This is a genomic window from Halanaerobium saccharolyticum (assembly GCF_003259895.1).
Classification (GTDB): Bacteria; Bacillota; Halanaerobiia; order Halanaerobiales; family Halanaerobiaceae; genus Halanaerobium; species Halanaerobium saccharolyticum_A.
In genome coordinates this window covers 38,108-53,881 of record NZ_QLME01000005.1, presented here as the reverse complement: position 1 = coordinate 53,881, position 15,774 = coordinate 38,108, and the positions used below count along the sequence as shown (strand labels likewise).

The following is a 15,774-nucleotide window of genomic DNA, read 5'->3' as shown; positions in this document are numbered from 1 at the left end:
ATTTTCAGCACCTCCCTGATATTACAACTTACTAATTGAGCCTAAATTTATTATATTACATAAAACTCGAAATAATATCTAATTATTAAGTCCCCCTGAAGAAAATATTATACAAAATAAAACCCCCAGAAAAGCTCCATCAATAACTGAACAAAATGAAGGTTTCTCTGAGGGTGAATAATCGCACCCAAATTTATAGTTCAATAATAAAATGCATTGTTTCTGAAAAATCCAGTAAGTTTAATTTTTATAAACTACATCTAAAGATAAAAATATTAATCCTCTAAAACGTGATTCAAACCCTGTCCAAACAAACATAAAACATGATTATCATCCAGAGAGTAATAAACAGACCTACCTTCCTTTCGATATTTAACTAGGTTATTGTTCCTAAGAACTCTTAATTGATGAGATATTGCAGAAGAACTCATTTCCAGTATTTCAGACAAATCACAAACACATAACTCCCTATCTTTTAAAGCATATAAAATATTTATCCGTGTTGGATCTCCTATGGTCTTAAATAGTTCTGAAAGCTGATAAACAATATTTTCTTGAAGTTTACGGTCTTTCATTAAATTTACAACCTGCTCATCCGGGTCAAACACTTCACACATATCACAAAAATTTTTGTCTTTTGCCATTAAATCATCTCCCCCAAATCAAAACTAGCACCTTATATTTATTTTAACATAGATTAATTTCTAATAAAAGGCATTTACTTTAATCTAAATTATACAGCAGCAATTATTGGGGTTAAACTTTATATCCTGAAGCAACAAAGACACCGCCATTTTTAAAACTGTGATTTAAATTAAAATCTTTCACTTCTTTTCTGCTTTTTAAATACTCCCAGGTTGGTCTAGTAACATCAGCATTACCAATTAAGTCTATAAAACGGCCCCATAAATTGAGTTCTTCCATATACCAATCCATAATAACAATTTTACCGCCAACCCTTACAAGCGAAAGACTTTTATCAATAACTTTTTGCCATTCAGGCATAGCTGATAAACCCAATTCGAGATAGATAGCATCAATATTTAATTCTTCTTCTGAAATAGATGCAATATCAGATTTATTAAATCTAGCAGCATCTTCATGTAAAGTTATTATATTATCCCAACCTTTTTTTCTAATTTTTTTTCTGGCTTTTGTCAACATTCCTTCAGAATAATCAATACCAATTATTAAACCATTACTTTTCAACTGATTTTTAAGATATTTAAAACTTTGTCCAGTTCCACAGGGTAAAACTATTATATTACTGTTTTTTTTAAAATCCAGTTTTTCAATAGCAAATTTTCGCGGCTTGTGATAATACCAGTCAGGTGCTAGTAGATCATATAGATAAGAAAAGATATCATAATATTTCATTATAATCCCCCCACAGCCTTATAAATGATTTCCCCCTGAAGATTTTATCCAAACATATTTCTGATGAAATTATTTTTAAGCTTCAGAGGGATTTTTTACTTGCTTAATTAAACATTACGGCTAATTCTCACAGCATTAAAGACAGCAATTAATGCCACACCTACATCGGCAAAGACTGCTCCCCACATGGTTGCTAAACCCACAGCACCCATTATAAGTACTATACCTTTTACACCTAAGGCCAGAATAATGTTCTGCCAGACAATTTTTCTTGTTCTCCGGGCAGTATTAATAGCAGTAATTAATTTTGAAGGCTCATCTGTCATTAAGACAACATCTGCCGCCTCAATAGCTGCATCTGAACCAAGTCCTCCCATAGCAACACCTATATCAGAGCGAGCCAGAACAGGTGCATCATTGATTCCATCTCCTACAAAGATAAGTTTATCATTTTCTTTCTGTCTGCCAAGTAATTCTTCAATTTCATCTACCTTCTGATCCGGTAGAAGTTCAGAATAATAATTATCTAAGCTAAGCCGCTGGGCTACTCTCCCGGCAACTGCCTCCCGATCACCAGTTAACATAGTTAACTGCTTAATACCTAATTCTTTTAAACCCTTAATTGCCTTTATCGAATCCTCTTTTAATTCATCCGTAATTGTTATATAACCTGCGTATTTATTTTCAATCGCTAGATAAACAATTGTTCCATCTGCATCAACTTCCTGATATTCAATGTTATTTTTATTCATTAATTTGATATTACCTGCCAGAATTTCTTTGTCATCAACCACAGCTTTAATCCCGTGTCCAGAAATTTCCTGATAATCTTTTATTCTTTGATTATCAATTTTCTGGTCAAACGCTTCGACAATTGACTTTGCTATCGGGTGGGTGGAATGACTTTCAGCATAAGCAGCCATAGTTAAAATCTGCTCATTATTAAAGCCATTATATGATTCCACCTTACTAACAGCAAATTCTCCTTTAGTTAAAGTTCCAGTTTTATCAAATACTATTTGACTAACATTGTTCAGTGCTTCCAGATAATTACCACCTTTAACCAGAACGCCCTGTCGCGATGCTCGACCTATTCCTCCAAAAAATCCTAACGGAATGGATACTACAAGTGCACAGGGACAGGAAATAACTAAAAAGATAAGAGCTCGATAAAACCAGTCTGCAAAGGCTGCTCCCTGTAAAAATAGTGGCGGTAAGACCGCAATAGCCAGAGCCGAATAGACTACAACCGGTGTATAATAACGGGCAAATTTAGTAATAAACTTCTCAGTTGGTGCTTTTTTTCCACTGGCATTTTCCACAAGTTCCAAAATCTTAGATACTGTTGACTGACCATATTCTTTTGTCACTTCTACTGTTAATAAACCATCTTTGTTAATTGTTCCACTCAAAATTTCATCACCAGTTTCAACTTTACGCGGAACAGATTCCCCGGTAAGTGCTGAAGTATCCACCATAGAACTTCCTTCAAGCACTTCTCCATCAAGTGGTACTTTTTCACCAGGTTTTATAATTATTATATCACCTATTTGAACATCTTCAGGGTCAACCTCTTTTGTTGTATCTTCAAGTTTTAAATTAGCATAATCAGGTCTTATATCCATTAATTTTTTAATTGAGCGTCTGGAACGGTCAACTGCTCTTTCCTGAAAAATCTCACCAACCATGTAGAAAAGCATTACTGCTACACCTTCAGGAAACTCCTGAATAGAAAAAGCTCCAATTGTTGCTATACTCATTAAGAAGTTCTCATCAAAGACCTGGCCTCGCTTTATATTTTTGAAAGCTGCCATTAATACTGGTCCACCGATAAGCAGGTAACTGGAACCAAAAAGTAGCCATTCCAGATATATTGATAAACTTCCCAATTCTACTTCCAAAAATGGTAGTTCGAATAGAATTATTGCCAGAGCAAAAATTATTGTTCCCGGCCAGAATCGTTTTTTAAGATAAGAATTTTCATCGTCAACCCCATGATCGCGATCATGTCCGTGACTCTCTTCGTGATCATTTACACGACCGTCCTCGTGATTATGTTCATGGACCTGGTTGTGATCAGACTTTTGATTAGCTCTTTTTCGTCTATTTCTAGACTCCTTAACAGTTAAGCCAGGTTCTATTCTATCTGCAATTTCTTGCAATTCATTTTCAAATGAATTATCAGCACCCTCTCCTTCAACAGTAATCGTGCTGGTAGCAAAATTCAAACTCACCTTTTCTATATCCTCTAAATTATTAACTTCTTTCTCAATCTTACCTGCACAATTAGTACAGGCCAAACCTTCTAGTTCAAATTTCTTTTTCTTATTTTCTGCTTTTTCTGGCATAATAATCCTCCCTAGTTATAATTTAATATATGATTAATTGAATAATTGTTCATATATAGTATACAATTAAATTCGATTTTTGTCAACAATGATTGAGCAATTATTCATATATTGTTTAAATAAAAAGATTTACCTTTAGGTAAATCTTTTAAATATATGATAAAGGATCAACTGGTCTTCCATTAACCTGAACCTCAAAATGCACATTTGGTCCTGTTGTATTACCGGTATTACCGGATTTTGCTATTAAATCACCTTTTGAAACTCTATCTCCAGTATTGACTATCAACTTAGAATTGTGTGCATAAAGTGTTCTCATTCCTTTTTGGTGTTCAATAATAATAGTTTTACCATAACCTCTAGCCCAACCACTATATACAACTCTACCTTCACCTGATGCTTTCACTTTCGAACCTGAAGGAACTGCATAATCAATACCTTCATGCATTCTTCCCCATCTCCTACCAAAATAAGACGAGATTCTTGCATATACTGGTTTAGTAAATACTTTTTCAAGGCGATCACGATAACCAAATTCAGGTTTTGCTCCAGGTAAGATTAATGTATCACCAGGTTGAACCCTATTTGGATTATTAATTAAATTACTGGCAATAATTTTGTTTAAACTTATATTAAACTTATCAGTAATAGATGAAAGATTCTCCCCCGGACTTATTTTATATAAGATCCCTTTTACTGGAAGAACCTTTATCGTTTGACCGGGTTTTATTTTATTAATATTATTAATATCGTTTGCCCCAATTAAAGTATCTAAATCCACATTGTGCTTTTGAGCAATATCCCAAAGAGTTTCACCGTTTTCTACTCTGTGCTTTTTTATTTGATTAATTAAACCAATTCTACTGCCCGGCTTTCGACTATTTTCTTTAACTAATTCTTCAGTAAAACCCTGACTGGAGCTTTCAATATTATACTTTGTGTCTTTATCTTTATATAATTTTTCTATGTATTCTAACTTATTATTAAATTCTAACTGATTTTCTGCAAAATTAAGTTCTGAATTCTCTGAGAGGTTAAATTCTTCTTGGATTTTAACAAAATCGGTCTTTCTCTCCAGTGCATTTTTTCGCTTTTCCGTTATAATCAAACTAAAATCTGAATTTTCTTTTGAGTTTCGCTTAAGATCAAGTTCTTTTTTTACAGAAATAGATCCTCTGGGAACTCTTGTGCTTTCCAAATGCCGCTCTCCCAGAACAAAGTTTTTGTAAATTATTGTAAATGCAATTAATAAAAGAATAGCTGTAAATCTTTTTTTCATATTTCAGATTGCCCCCTGTTTTCATTAGTATTGTATAAAAATAGTAAAGAATAGAATAAACTTTTAATGTATGAGCAGATGTTCAAACATATTATACTATATTTCTTCCCTAGCGTCAAAAAAATCTTACACCCTACTATTCACCGGACTTAATTAAATTATTGAAACAGGAGTAAAACATAGTGTAAAATAAGTTTTGGAGATTCATTTTGAAATTATCTAAAAATTAGAAAGAAGACTCCCTTTTTGATAAAATATTTTTAGGACAAAAAACAAAGAAAGGGGAGTCTTCTTATGGATAATATTATACAGGATTTTGCAGAGAATTTCATCCGTCATATCGAAAAATATGTAGATAATCTTTTTGAGGGTGAAAAAAAGGATATTTCAGAGCTAATTGAGATTATGCAGCATGATATGGATAAAACTTTAATCACCCATTTTGGTGAGATAAAATATCAGAGAACATATTATGCTTCCAAAAACACCGAAGATACAGATTACACATATCTGGTAGATGATATTTTTGGTATTGAAAGATACCAGAGGCTGGATAAAGGATTGGAGCTGGATCTGGTAGAAAAAGCTGAAGAATATTCCTATCAGAAAGCAGCTGATATGGCTTCTAAGGTTGTTCCTTTAAGTAAGCAGACAACTTTAAACAAGATAAAAAAGCTGGGTAAAATAGACAATAGAGCTACTGATAAAAAGCTTGAAGATGAAGAAAAAAAGAAAGTTAAATACCTCTACATAGAAGCAGATGAAGATCATATCTCTATCCAGAAGAAAAACCGTGATGAAGATGAGAAAGATAAATCTGAGAATAAAGTAACAAAGCTGGTCTATGTGCATGAAGGGCGTCAGGGAGCCAGGAATAAACTAAAGAACGTTAAATTCTTTTCAGGTATCTACAATAAGTCTGAAGATCTCTGGGAAGAGGTTTTAAGCTATATAGATGATATTTATGATATGGACTATATAGAGACGATATTTTTAGCAGGAGATGGAGCAAACTGGATTAAAACCGGTCTTAAAGAGATTCAGAAAACAAAATATGTACTGGATAGATACCATCTGAATAAGTATGTAATAATGGCAACTGGACACTGTCCAAAGAAAAGAAGCAATCTCTGGTTAGGTTTAAATCAAGCTGATTACAAATTAGTTAGATTAACTTTTAAATCAATTTCTGAGAAAGCAGAAAACGGGGAGCAAAAAGAAAGAATTAAAGAAGCAAGAAATTATATATATTCTAACTGGGCAGGCATTGAAAATTACGCAAATGATCCGAATACAGAAGGGTGTAGTGCTGAAGGTCATGTAAGTCATGTGCTGGCTTCAAGAATGTCTTCAAGGCCTTTATCCTGGTCAGAAGATGGTGCAGATAGAATGGCAAGATTAAGAGTATTTAAATATAATGGCGGTAAAAAAGATGATCTATTCAAACTATATGAGCATAAAGAAAAAGAGAAAAGAATCAAAATGAGAACAGAAAAAATGATAGACCACAGGAAAACACTATTTCCTGTTGCCAAAGAAACAGTTCCTGCCTTACGCAAAGGCAAAGTTAATGGTTTACAGAGAGCAATAAAATCTCTTGCATTTTAAAATATCTAAAGGGAGTCTTAAATTATTTCCAAAAGCTACTTGACACAATCGAGTAAAAACTCAATTTGTTAAAATGAGAACTATATGCTATAATAATTTAATAAAAATATATTGGAGGTTATTTATGGAAATTATCAAGTACTTAGTTTTAGGCATAATCCAGGGAATAACTGAGTTCTTACCAATCAGCAGTTCAGGGCATATTGTGCTTTTTAAATATTTTTTAGATATTAAAGCTGGACTGACAATTGACATCTTTTTGCATTTTGGAACTTTACTGGCAATATTTTTTGTGTATTACCAGGATATACTAAATATGATTTATTTTAAGGATGAATATAAGACTTTTAATCTATATATCATAATCGGCTCAATTCCTGCTGCAGTTGTAGGGATATTTTTTGAAGATTTTTTTGAAAAAATGAATTCTTCTTTAACTGTTGTCGGGGTTTTTTTAATAATTACCGGTATAATACTCTGGCTAACTAATAAAATAACAATCAATAAACGGAAGATAAAAGATATGTCGGTTTTAGATTCAATTTTTATAGGACTAGCTCAGGCACTCGCAATTTTCCCCGGTTTATCTCGCTTTGGATCTACTATAGCTGCCGGCTTATATAAAAATTTAAACAGAGAACTTGCTACCAAATTTTCGTTTATTCTTTCTATACCTGTCATAGGAGGAGCAACTCTTCTCAAACTAAAAGAATTAACTTTAAATGGTACAACTGACCTAAATTATTTCTATCTATTTTTAGCTGCTATATCATCAATGATCACAGGTTATCTTGCTATTAACTTTTTCTTAAAAATGATAAAAGAACAAAAACTTCATTATTTTGCCTATTATTGTATTACACTTGGATTAATATTAATATTTTCTTTATAATATCAGATTGGAGAAGAGTTATTCCTTTCAACTTCTTTTTCAATCAGTTTTTATTGTTACTATACTAACTTTTTCCCCTTTGTTCTGCATTGTGGACTTAATATTTCTTCCATTTGTCTTTGATTGTATTAAAGAAAAAGACAGTTATAATTGTCCAATAACAGATATTATTAACAAATAAAACCCCCAGAAAAGCTCCATCATTGAGTGAACAAAATGAAGTTTCTCTGAGGGTAAATCATCTCCAAATGAGATGCTAATTTTATTCTAATTTCCACCGTGATTTCACCGCAGTGAGCCTCAGCCACCGTTAAATACCGCAGTAAAATATACAGCATTTTACAACTATATGGGATATTTTCAACAATAAATTGCTGTTATGACAGGGATTATACGGAAAAATACTAATATAAGGATCTTCGACAAAGCTCTCCGAAGCCTTGAGCTTAGGTTCGACCCTGATAGCTCATACCAAGCTCCTTTGTTTCTGCTTCTTTTTATTTTACTAATGTTGCATTTATATATTTGATCTAAATTTACAGACTTCTATTTTGATTTTACTGATTTTACTGACACAGCTACTACAAGTTTAATCCTTTTAAAGATAATATTACTCTATTCCAGCCTGTTCAAGGGCCATTTTTAAGGCAGAATTGCAGATTTTGGTCACTTTCTTAGTAGAGGGAGCAGCTTCTACTTCTCCCTGATTTTCAATAGCTTTTGCAGGGAAATTTCTCAAAAATTTCAATTCTGCTTCCTGGTAGTTATCAGGCTCTGCAGGCAGCAATTTTTCTCTACCATCTGGTTTAATTAATAATTGTGGGTTTCCATTTATTATTCTTAAATCTGTTATTTTATTATTTTCAATAGTTACTTCTAATAATAAATGTCCTGCTTTATAATCTTTTGCTACTCCATAATAAACATTTTCTTGATACTTCCCGCTGGCAATATCCAGGGCCATCTGGGTTGCCTTTTGATATTTATTATAACTTTCAGTAGCTCCAGAAACAACATCAATTTCTGCTGATTGTTTTTTCAAAACTTTAGCCGGCCATTCTAAAAATATTTTTCTACCGGGAGGAAATTTATAGTCTATTTTAAATGGATTTAAAAGATTAACATCCACTATCTTTCCTCGATTAATATTTAATTCAACTAAAACATCTCCATCATTACTTGCTGTATAACCTAAATATCGACCATCCTGATATGTAGTATCTGCAGCGTTAATACTTAATGGAAAAAAGAAAAATATCATAATTACTAAAATAATTAATCCTCTCTGATTTTTATTTAACTTTATCATTAAATCCTTCCCCCTGACTTAAACATTAGCTTAATTTTAAACTAAACTATTTTTGCTATTAACAACTAATCTTCCATGTTCTAACTCAAGCATTTTCTCAGCTAAATCTCCAACTGTAGGATCATGAGTTACCATTAAAATAGTATGTCCCTGAGAATGGAGCTCCCTAAAAATATCAAGAACCATCTCTTCATTTTCCTTATCTAAATTACCAGTTGGTTCATCTGCAAGTATTAAATCCGGATAATTTATTAGGGCCCTTGCAATACAGACGCGTTGTTGTTCTCCTCCCGATAGTTCTTTGGGAAGGTGTTTAGCGCGCTCTCCCAGGCCTACTCTTTCTAAAGCTTGCTGAGCTTCTTCTTCATCGGCCATACTGTGATAATACTGAGCCACCATTACATTTTCAATAGCTGTGAGGTAAGGAACAAGGTGAAATTTCTGGAAAACCAGGCCAATTTTATCTCGTCTCACTTTTGTCAGTTCTTGTTTATTTAACTGGGAAATATTAATTCCACCAATGGAAACTTCTCCTTTAGTTGGGGTATCTAAACAACCTATCATATTTAAAAGTGTACTCTTACCAGAACCTGAAGGACCCATAACTGAAGCCCATTCTCCTTTATCAATTGCAAAACTCACATTATCCAGAGCTCTCAGATCATCTCCATAAATCTTTGATACTTTATCTAATTTAATTAATTCCATCTTTATATAAACCTCCTCAAATAATATCTATTAGCTTTATTCTCCTTTAAGAACAACTGCCGGATCAACATCTATTACAAGTCTTACAGGTATTATCGAAGCAAGGCAGGCAACAAAAACTGAGAGAAAGAAAGCAAAAGGGATAATAGGTAATCTGAAAGAAATAAAAGAGCCAAAGACACTCTGGCCAATAATTTGTGCGCCTAAATAACCAATTCCATAACCTAATAATCCTCCAAAACCACCTAAAATAGCAGCTTCAGTTAAAAACTCTATGATTACATTTTTATTATCTGCTCCTAGTGATTTTTTAAGTCCAATTTCTTCTTTTCTTTCCGTTACAATTGTCATCATTGTCGTTGAAACACAGAGTAAAGTAGATAATAGAATTATGATCACAACCAGATACATCAGTGATTTTATTTTATCCAGAATCTTACTTTCGGAACTAGCAATTTTTTTAATGGAATTTAAATTAATCCCAATAATGTCATTTTCAATTCCCTTAAGTAACGCTGGATCATTTTCATAATTAAGAACACTTAAATAGGCAGCACTTATTTTATTATCTTTATTTAATAACTTCTGAGCTGTTTTGAGATTAACAAATACCTGATTATCAGCATCAGATCCACTTTCAATAACTGCAGCTACAATAAATTCCTTAACTTGATAGCTATCCGATAACTTCATCTTGATTTTTTCTCCAACTGAATAACCAAGTTTTTCGGCAACAGTTTTACCTAATACTATCTCATCGTCTACTTCCCGATTAACAGGTAACTCACCTTCAATTTTCCAGTAAGGGTTCACTTTCTCAACCTGATCAAACCAGGTACCAACCATTACGGCAGGGCGCATATTACTAAAAACCCCTTTAACACTATTCTGCTGCAATTCAATAATCCCATAAAGATTGGGCCGAACTCCAATCAGATTTTGATCAGAAAATTTAGACACGACCTGGTTAAATTTATTCATACTTAACATTTTATTATTTTGATCCTGCTGATTTGAGCTATCAGGTGTTAATATCATATTGGCACCATAGGCTCTCATTTCTTTACTCATTTTTAAATTAATATCATAATAAACACTAAAGAGTGAAGTAATTACTCCAATACCAACAACTATAGCAAAAAATGCTATTGCTATTCGTGATTTTCTTTCTTTAAATGACTTAAGTGTTAAACGTAAAAACATTTTTAATTTCTGCATTTAATTCACCTCTTATCCTCTTAAAACTTCAGCCGGATCTAATTTTAAAGCCATTCTCAAAGGAGAACTACTACCGACTAATGCTACAATAATTGCCATCACTAACGTTAAGGGTAAAACTAATAATTTAACTGAAATTGCGGTTCCAAATACTTGTTGTCCGATAATAGTGGCAAATATATTTCCCAGACCATAGCCAAATAATCCACCAATCAGGCCAACTAAAGAAATTTCTACAGTAAATAAAGCAATGACCGCCAGATTACTTGCACCAATTGCTTTAAGTAGTCCAATTTCTTGCTGTCTTTCTAAAACTCTGGTAGTCATTATACTTGAAATTCCCAGACCAGAACTTATCAAAGCTGTAATTGTAACAAGCAGCATTAAAAGACTCATCTTATTTAAAATTTGGCCTTCTCCCTGTGTAATCTGTCTAACTTCTTTACCAACTACACCGGGTATTGATTCCTCAATTTGATAGATAATAGAACTAACATAAGCAGTACAATACCAGGTATCAAATTCTGCAGTAGTCAGAGAATCAGGATCTGCCTTAGCTCTTCTGGCCAATTTGTTTTCAGGTGTGGTTAGTGCACTAACTTCTATTTCTTCAACCTTATTCTCAAGGCCGGTAATTGATTGTAGAGTGTCAAGCGGAACATAAATTTTCGATTCTGCCTGATCACCAGTTTTTAGAATTCCCTTTGCTGTTAATTTTTTGCTTAACAATGTACCATTGTTATTTATTGTAACTTCAAACTGATCTCCAGGCTTTATATTCATCTTTTCTGCAAATTTCAAACCAATTAAAGCTTCATCTTTTGAACCACCATTAGTAATCCAGTCACCTTCTACTTCCCACCATGATTTTAATTTTTTTACTCCAAAATCAAATCTTTCTCCTGTTGGTATCTTTACATTATTTTTAAACCAGGTACCAACTATTGGAACCTGCTTATTATTTATCTCTGCTGTTGCAGTCAGATAGGGCGCAAAATCAACTATATTATGTCTCCAAAAAATCATTTTAATATTTGTTATATCTTTTTCATCAATATATTTTTTATTTTTTTCAAGTGGAGTAAAGTCAACTCCATCAATTTTGACTGGTAAAGATTTAGACTCTGGTACTATAACTATATTAGAACCAAAAGATTTTAATTCCTTATTTAACTTATCTCCTATATCAAGAGTTACACTCAGCATAGCTGTCATCAGAGAGGCACCAAAAGTTATCGCTAAAATAGCCAGCAGCTTTGATTTAAGCCCTCTGCTAAAAAGCCTCCTTATCATTCTAAAAAACATTATTATACCTCCTAGTTGACAAACACATCTTTTTCTGCCAGTAAGTCATCAAGTTGAATTACAATTGAATCTTCGTTTTCACTATAATTAAGAGGAATTGGATTACAACCACCGGGAAAACCAAGGGTTAATTTATTCATTATTACATCACATCTAATACAAATTATTTTATCTTTGTCCTGATAATAACCTGAATCTCCACAGACATTACAGGCATCATAAACAACACCATAAGCACCTTCTGCTTTTTCAATTAAGAAAAATTCGATTACAAACTCATCTTCAGTGGTAAATGAATAACGATGTAATTTTTCATCTTTCAATTCATTTTTTTGAATAACAAACTTATCATTATTGACCTGTAGAGGTACTGCTGGTTTTTCAGTGATAGTTTGACCTGCATAAACATAATTAAAAGTAAAAACTGAAGTAAATATAATAACTGCGATTAATGCAGAACGAGCCCATCTCTGTTTGCTTCTTATATTAGCTTTTAATTTTCTCAATTGAGCCGGATTTAAGCTGGCATCTTTCTTTAGTTTAAGCGGCTTAAAATTTACAAATACTATCCAGACTGCTGTAATCCCAAACATTATGTATAGAATCATCTTTAGATTATTATAAAAAGGAGCAAAAAATGATAAGAAAGTTGTAGTTACTGGTATAAGATCATAAATCATTAAAGCATAGACAATTAAAATAGAATATTTCAAAAAGTTAACAAAATAAATAACTGTTGTTATACTAAGGCACTGTTTGAGAGAAATCTTTTTTTGGGCTTTAAGTAGTATAACAGCGAAAATAATTGAAAAAACGATCCCCAGCAAACCACCGCTATATTTAAGTAAAAGTTCAGTATTTAAACCGGTAGCAAAAGTACTGTCTACAACTATCTTGCTGGGGAAAAGCATCAGCTTTGTTTCAAAGTTAATACCTAAAAATAGATATGTCAGGAAAATAGTTAATTTAGAAAAAAGAGAAGTGCTTTTTCTGTTTTTACTTTTATTAAAATTGAAATATTGATACCAGATCCAGACAATAACTACTGTTATAATCGGAAGCCCAATTAAAGCCATAAAACTTTCTATACCTTTTTCAATCTTTAAATTTAATAAAGAATAAACAAGTAGAGCACTATATGGTAAAGCAATTATTAAACCCCAGTAAACATATTTATTTAAATCTCTTTTTTTCATTTTAAGAATGAATGAAAATAAAAATACTGCGAGAATTACCATTTCTAATCCATCTTTTAAAGTGAGCACAAAAGTATTAAGCATTTAAATTTTACACCTCCTGTTAATAAGACAACTAAATTCCTGGGTTTTCAGGAATTTAGTTGCTGTGTTATTTGCCAATTTTTATTTAAACTTTTCCTGTATATTTGAAATCCCACTCTACCTTAATAGGTTTTTTCCAGAATACTTTTTCTACACCAGTTTCTTTATCAGTATGCTGAAGAAAATCCTGCTTAGTTGGTGGATAAATAATATATGTTAGTTTGTAATTTCCGATTCCCATCATTTGAACATTAGTACCATAATGCGGACCATCACTGGCAGCCATTGGCATAAAACTACCTTCCTGAATTTCGCCTGTTTCCATATTTTCTAATGTATAATCTACAGTAAGATTGGGAACCCAGGCTCCAAGTCCAAAACCATAAGGGTTATTTGCAACTGCATGTATGTCAGCCTCAAGATGCAGATCTGATTCTTCAGCTTTTAACCCAGCTTTTTCTTCCGGCTTCATTGGTACAGCTTGAAAATATACTGCTGCAATTTTCATCTGCTTAATAATTTTTTCTTCACCAATTGGATATTCTGTAAATGCTAGAGCATTACCACCAATTCCAGCTAAAACAAAAAATAACATTGCTAGGATCACTGTAACTTTACTAAAGTTTTTCATATTTTATTACTTCCTCCTTTTAGATTTGAGCAAATTCAATAATTTAAATTTAAATCCCAAGTTTAAAAATATACTACAATTATAACACTTAAACTTCTTTCTTCTTGCTACCAACAAAGTAATATAAGCCACCAGCTACTGCGACTATAATTAGAATCGCCTGCAGAGAAATTGTCTGCCAGGTTGGATAAAGGCCAATTAAATTAACTGTCGGCCATCCTTCTATTATACTTGTCCCAACTACTCCCGCTTCCTGTAATTCTCTAATTCCTTTTCCTGCAAAGACAACTGTCAGATAATACATCAAAAGACTGGTGATAGCAAAGAACGGTTTTAACGGTAATTTGTCACTTCCCTTTCTAATAACTATGTAGATTAAAGCTAGCAGCATTGAACCTACTAAAAATCCTAATCCAATCATCCCATAATTACTTTTTGCTGTATCAATAATTAAAGCCTGATAAAAAAGTACAGTTTCAGCACCCTCACGATATACAGCAAGAAAAACAGCTAAAGCTAGAGTTAAACTTGTTCCAGTAGATATAGAATTTTCTACTTTTCCCTGTATATAGTTTTCCCATTTTTTAGTTTCAATTTTACTTACCATCCAAAAACTAACGGAAAACAGTACAACCATTGCCAGCAGCATCGTTACGCCTTCCAGAATTTCCTGACTAAAAGCACTGACATTAAATAAATATTTAAAAGCTACAGCAGTTAATATGCTGGCTAAAATTGCGACAGCTGTACTGCTGTAAACTGTCTTCAATTTATCCTGGTTACCTGATTTAATTAAATAAGCAATAATGGCACTTAGCACTAGTATAGCTTCAAATCCTTCTCGAACAATAATCAATAATGAATATATAAATTTACTGAGAGGACTGTTATTTTCTCTAGGAGCTAATTCATCTAATTCATTTGCATATTGTTCAAGATCCTGTATCAATTTATCTGCCCTTTTTTCAACTTCACTTTGAGAAGCACCATTTTTCATCAATTCTTTTATCTGAGTAAATGCATATTCTACCTTAAATGCAACCTGACTGCCTATATTTCGCTGAATGGCCTGTTCCATTTCTTCCCCTTCAAAAGGACCAAAATAAGCATTGGTTACACTTTCTCTAGCAATTTTTGCATTTCCAGCTTCATATTGTTCTAAGGCTAAATCAATTTTTTCTCCAATATCATCAACTACATCCATCCAGCTGGAAGCAGCACTAACTGAAAAACTAGACACGAGAATTAAAATAAAACTCAATAACAAAATTATATTTAACTTTCGACTATTAAAAAGACTTAATTTCAAAATTCACCCCCCCTTCACAAAATGTTATTTATAGATATTGAAAATCAATCTCAATTAAAGTTTAACTGTTATTGCAGAAAAGTGCAAAGTGAAAAATAGAACTTGTAAGCGTTTCAGAAGGAATTAAAACCGATTAAGTCGCTAAACTTTCTCTATTTAGTGTTTTAAAGCATGAATTGTTATCTAGACTACAATTTATAAGTTTTTAAATCTATTTTATATAAATTTTTTCCTGTTCATCCAAGCTCTTAAAAACATAAATATTTAGACTTAATTTTGGGAATCAATGCAGCAGTAATGAATTACCTAAACAGGCTCTGAAGACAATTACTTCTTAATTACAACATAAGGTGGACCAATATGTGTCTATTAAAACTTTTGGAGTAGACTGAAAAAGTGGATTAATCGAAGGTAACAGCTTTTCTTATTTCTTATACAAAAAGCCCCAGATAAACTCCATTATTTACTGAACAAATGAAGTTTCTCTGAGGCAAATCATCTCCAATCGAG

General features: G+C 32.5%; 13 protein-coding genes. 2 read left to right on the top strand and 11 right to left on the bottom strand.

The features are described 5' to 3' along the window. Positions 1–275 precede the first annotated feature (275 nt). The 4 genes from C7958_RS05105 to C7958_RS05090 form a co-directional block, all read right to left on the bottom strand. Positions 276–644: an ArsR/SmtB family transcription factor gene (locus C7958_RS05105; protein WP_089655555.1), complete on the bottom strand. Its 369-nt coding sequence runs from the start codon at positions 642–644 to the stop codon at positions 276–278. 112 nt (positions 645–756) lie between these two features. Then, entirely contained in the window at positions 757–1,377 is a 621-nt protein-coding gene (locus tag C7958_RS05100) for a class I SAM-dependent methyltransferase (RefSeq protein WP_111571588.1), read from the bottom strand. Between the two features lie 107 nt (positions 1,378–1,484). Next, positions 1,485–3,725 carry a heavy metal translocating P-type ATPase gene (locus C7958_RS05095; protein ID WP_111571587.1) on the bottom strand — a complete coding sequence of 747 codons (2,241 nt, stop codon included), beginning with the start codon at positions 3,723–3,725 and terminating at the stop codon, positions 1,485–1,487. 148 nt (positions 3,726–3,873) lie between these two features. Continuing rightward, on the bottom strand, positions 3,874–5,004 hold the full coding sequence (locus C7958_RS05090) for a LysM peptidoglycan-binding domain-containing M23 family metallopeptidase (RefSeq protein ID WP_073158302.1): 1,131 nt from the start codon (positions 5,002–5,004) through the stop codon (positions 3,874–3,876). A 294-nt stretch (positions 5,005–5,298) separates the two neighbouring features. Between C7958_RS05090 and C7958_RS05085 the strand changes: the two genes are divergently transcribed. After that, positions 5,299–6,612: an ISLre2 family transposase gene (locus C7958_RS05085; RefSeq protein WP_111571586.1), complete on the top strand. Its 1,314-nt coding sequence runs from the start codon at positions 5,299–5,301 to the stop codon at positions 6,610–6,612. Between the two features lie 124 nt (positions 6,613–6,736). Continuing rightward, positions 6,737–7,504: an undecaprenyl-diphosphate phosphatase gene (locus C7958_RS05080; RefSeq protein ID WP_111571585.1), complete on the top strand. Its 768-nt coding sequence runs from the start codon at positions 6,737–6,739 to the stop codon at positions 7,502–7,504. A 610-nt stretch (positions 7,505–8,114) separates the two neighbouring features. On the opposite strand, the gene C7958_RS05075 is transcribed toward C7958_RS05080, so the two are convergent. The 7 genes from C7958_RS05075 to C7958_RS05045 all read right to left on the bottom strand — a co-directional run bounded on the left by C7958_RS05075 (position 8,115) and on the right by C7958_RS05045 (position 15,264). After that, positions 8,115–8,813 (bottom strand): FMN-binding protein, encoded by a 699-nt coding sequence (locus C7958_RS05075; RefSeq protein WP_111571584.1) that lies wholly within the window; start codon positions 8,811–8,813, stop codon positions 8,115–8,117. A gap of 36 nt (positions 8,814–8,849) precedes the next feature. Next, positions 8,850–9,521 (bottom strand): ABC transporter ATP-binding protein, encoded by a 672-nt coding sequence (locus C7958_RS05070; protein ID WP_111571583.1) that lies wholly within the window; start codon positions 9,519–9,521, stop codon positions 8,850–8,852. A 36-nt stretch (positions 9,522–9,557) separates the two neighbouring features. After that, positions 9,558–10,739 carry an ABC transporter permease gene (locus tag C7958_RS05065; protein ID WP_111571582.1) on the bottom strand — a complete coding sequence of 394 codons (1,182 nt, stop codon included), beginning with the start codon at positions 10,737–10,739 and terminating at the stop codon, positions 9,558–9,560. A 12-nt stretch (positions 10,740–10,751) separates the two neighbouring features. Beyond that, the gene (locus C7958_RS05060) at positions 10,752–12,044 is read right to left on the bottom strand and encodes an ABC transporter permease (protein ID WP_111571581.1); all 1,293 of its coding nucleotides are present in this window, start codon (positions 12,042–12,044) and stop codon (positions 10,752–10,754) included. Between the two features lie 11 nt (positions 12,045–12,055). Further along, a complete protein-coding gene (locus tag C7958_RS05055) occupies positions 12,056–13,324 on the bottom strand; it encodes a Fe-S-containing protein (RefSeq protein ID WP_111571580.1) in 1,269 nt (422 codons plus the stop codon). Between the two features lie 85 nt (positions 13,325–13,409). Next, positions 13,410–13,955, bottom strand: a complete 546-nt coding sequence (locus tag C7958_RS05050) for an iron transporter (RefSeq protein WP_208320775.1) — start codon at positions 13,953–13,955, stop codon at positions 13,410–13,412. Between the two features lie 88 nt (positions 13,956–14,043). Beyond that, entirely contained in the window at positions 14,044–15,264 is a 1,221-nt protein-coding gene (locus tag C7958_RS05045; RefSeq protein WP_243834356.1) for an FTR1 family iron permease, read from the bottom strand. Between the last annotated feature and the right edge of the window lie 510 nt (positions 15,265–15,774).

Excerpts from the sequence above, each read along its gene's own strand:
- C7958_RS05105 (WP_089655555.1), bottom strand. The coding sequence starts at position 644 with ATGGCAAAAGACAAAAATTTTTGTGATATGTGTGAAGTGTTTGACCCG.
- C7958_RS05100 (WP_111571588.1), bottom strand. The coding sequence starts at position 1,377 with ATGAAATATTATGATATCTTTTCTTATCTATATGATCTACTAGCACCT.
- C7958_RS05095 (WP_111571587.1), bottom strand. The coding sequence starts at position 3,725 with ATGCCAGAAAAAGCAGAAAATAAGAAAAAGAAATTTGAACTAGAAGGT.
- C7958_RS05090 (WP_073158302.1), bottom strand. The coding sequence starts at position 5,004 with ATGAAAAAAAGATTTACAGCTATTCTTTTATTAATTGCATTTACAATA.
- C7958_RS05085 (WP_111571586.1), top strand. The coding sequence starts at position 5,299 with ATGGATAATATTATACAGGATTTTGCAGAGAATTTCATCCGTCATATC.
- C7958_RS05080 (WP_111571585.1), top strand. The coding sequence starts at position 6,737 with ATGGAAATTATCAAGTACTTAGTTTTAGGCATAATCCAGGGAATAACT.
- C7958_RS05075 (WP_111571584.1), bottom strand. The coding sequence starts at position 8,813 with ATGATAAAGTTAAATAAAAATCAGAGAGGATTAATTATTTTAGTAATT.
- C7958_RS05070 (WP_111571583.1), bottom strand. The coding sequence starts at position 9,521 with ATGGAATTAATTAAATTAGATAAAGTATCAAAGATTTATGGAGATGAT.
- C7958_RS05065 (WP_111571582.1), bottom strand. The coding sequence starts at position 10,739 with ATGCAGAAATTAAAAATGTTTTTACGTTTAACACTTAAGTCATTTAAA.
- C7958_RS05060 (WP_111571581.1), bottom strand. The coding sequence starts at position 12,044 with ATGTTTTTTAGAATGATAAGGAGGCTTTTTAGCAGAGGGCTTAAATCA.
- C7958_RS05055 (WP_111571580.1), bottom strand. The coding sequence starts at position 13,324 with ATGCTTAATACTTTTGTGCTCACTTTAAAAGATGGATTAGAAATGGTA.
- C7958_RS05050 (WP_208320775.1), bottom strand. The coding sequence starts at position 13,955 with ATGAAAAACTTTAGTAAAGTTACAGTGATCCTAGCAATGTTATTTTTT.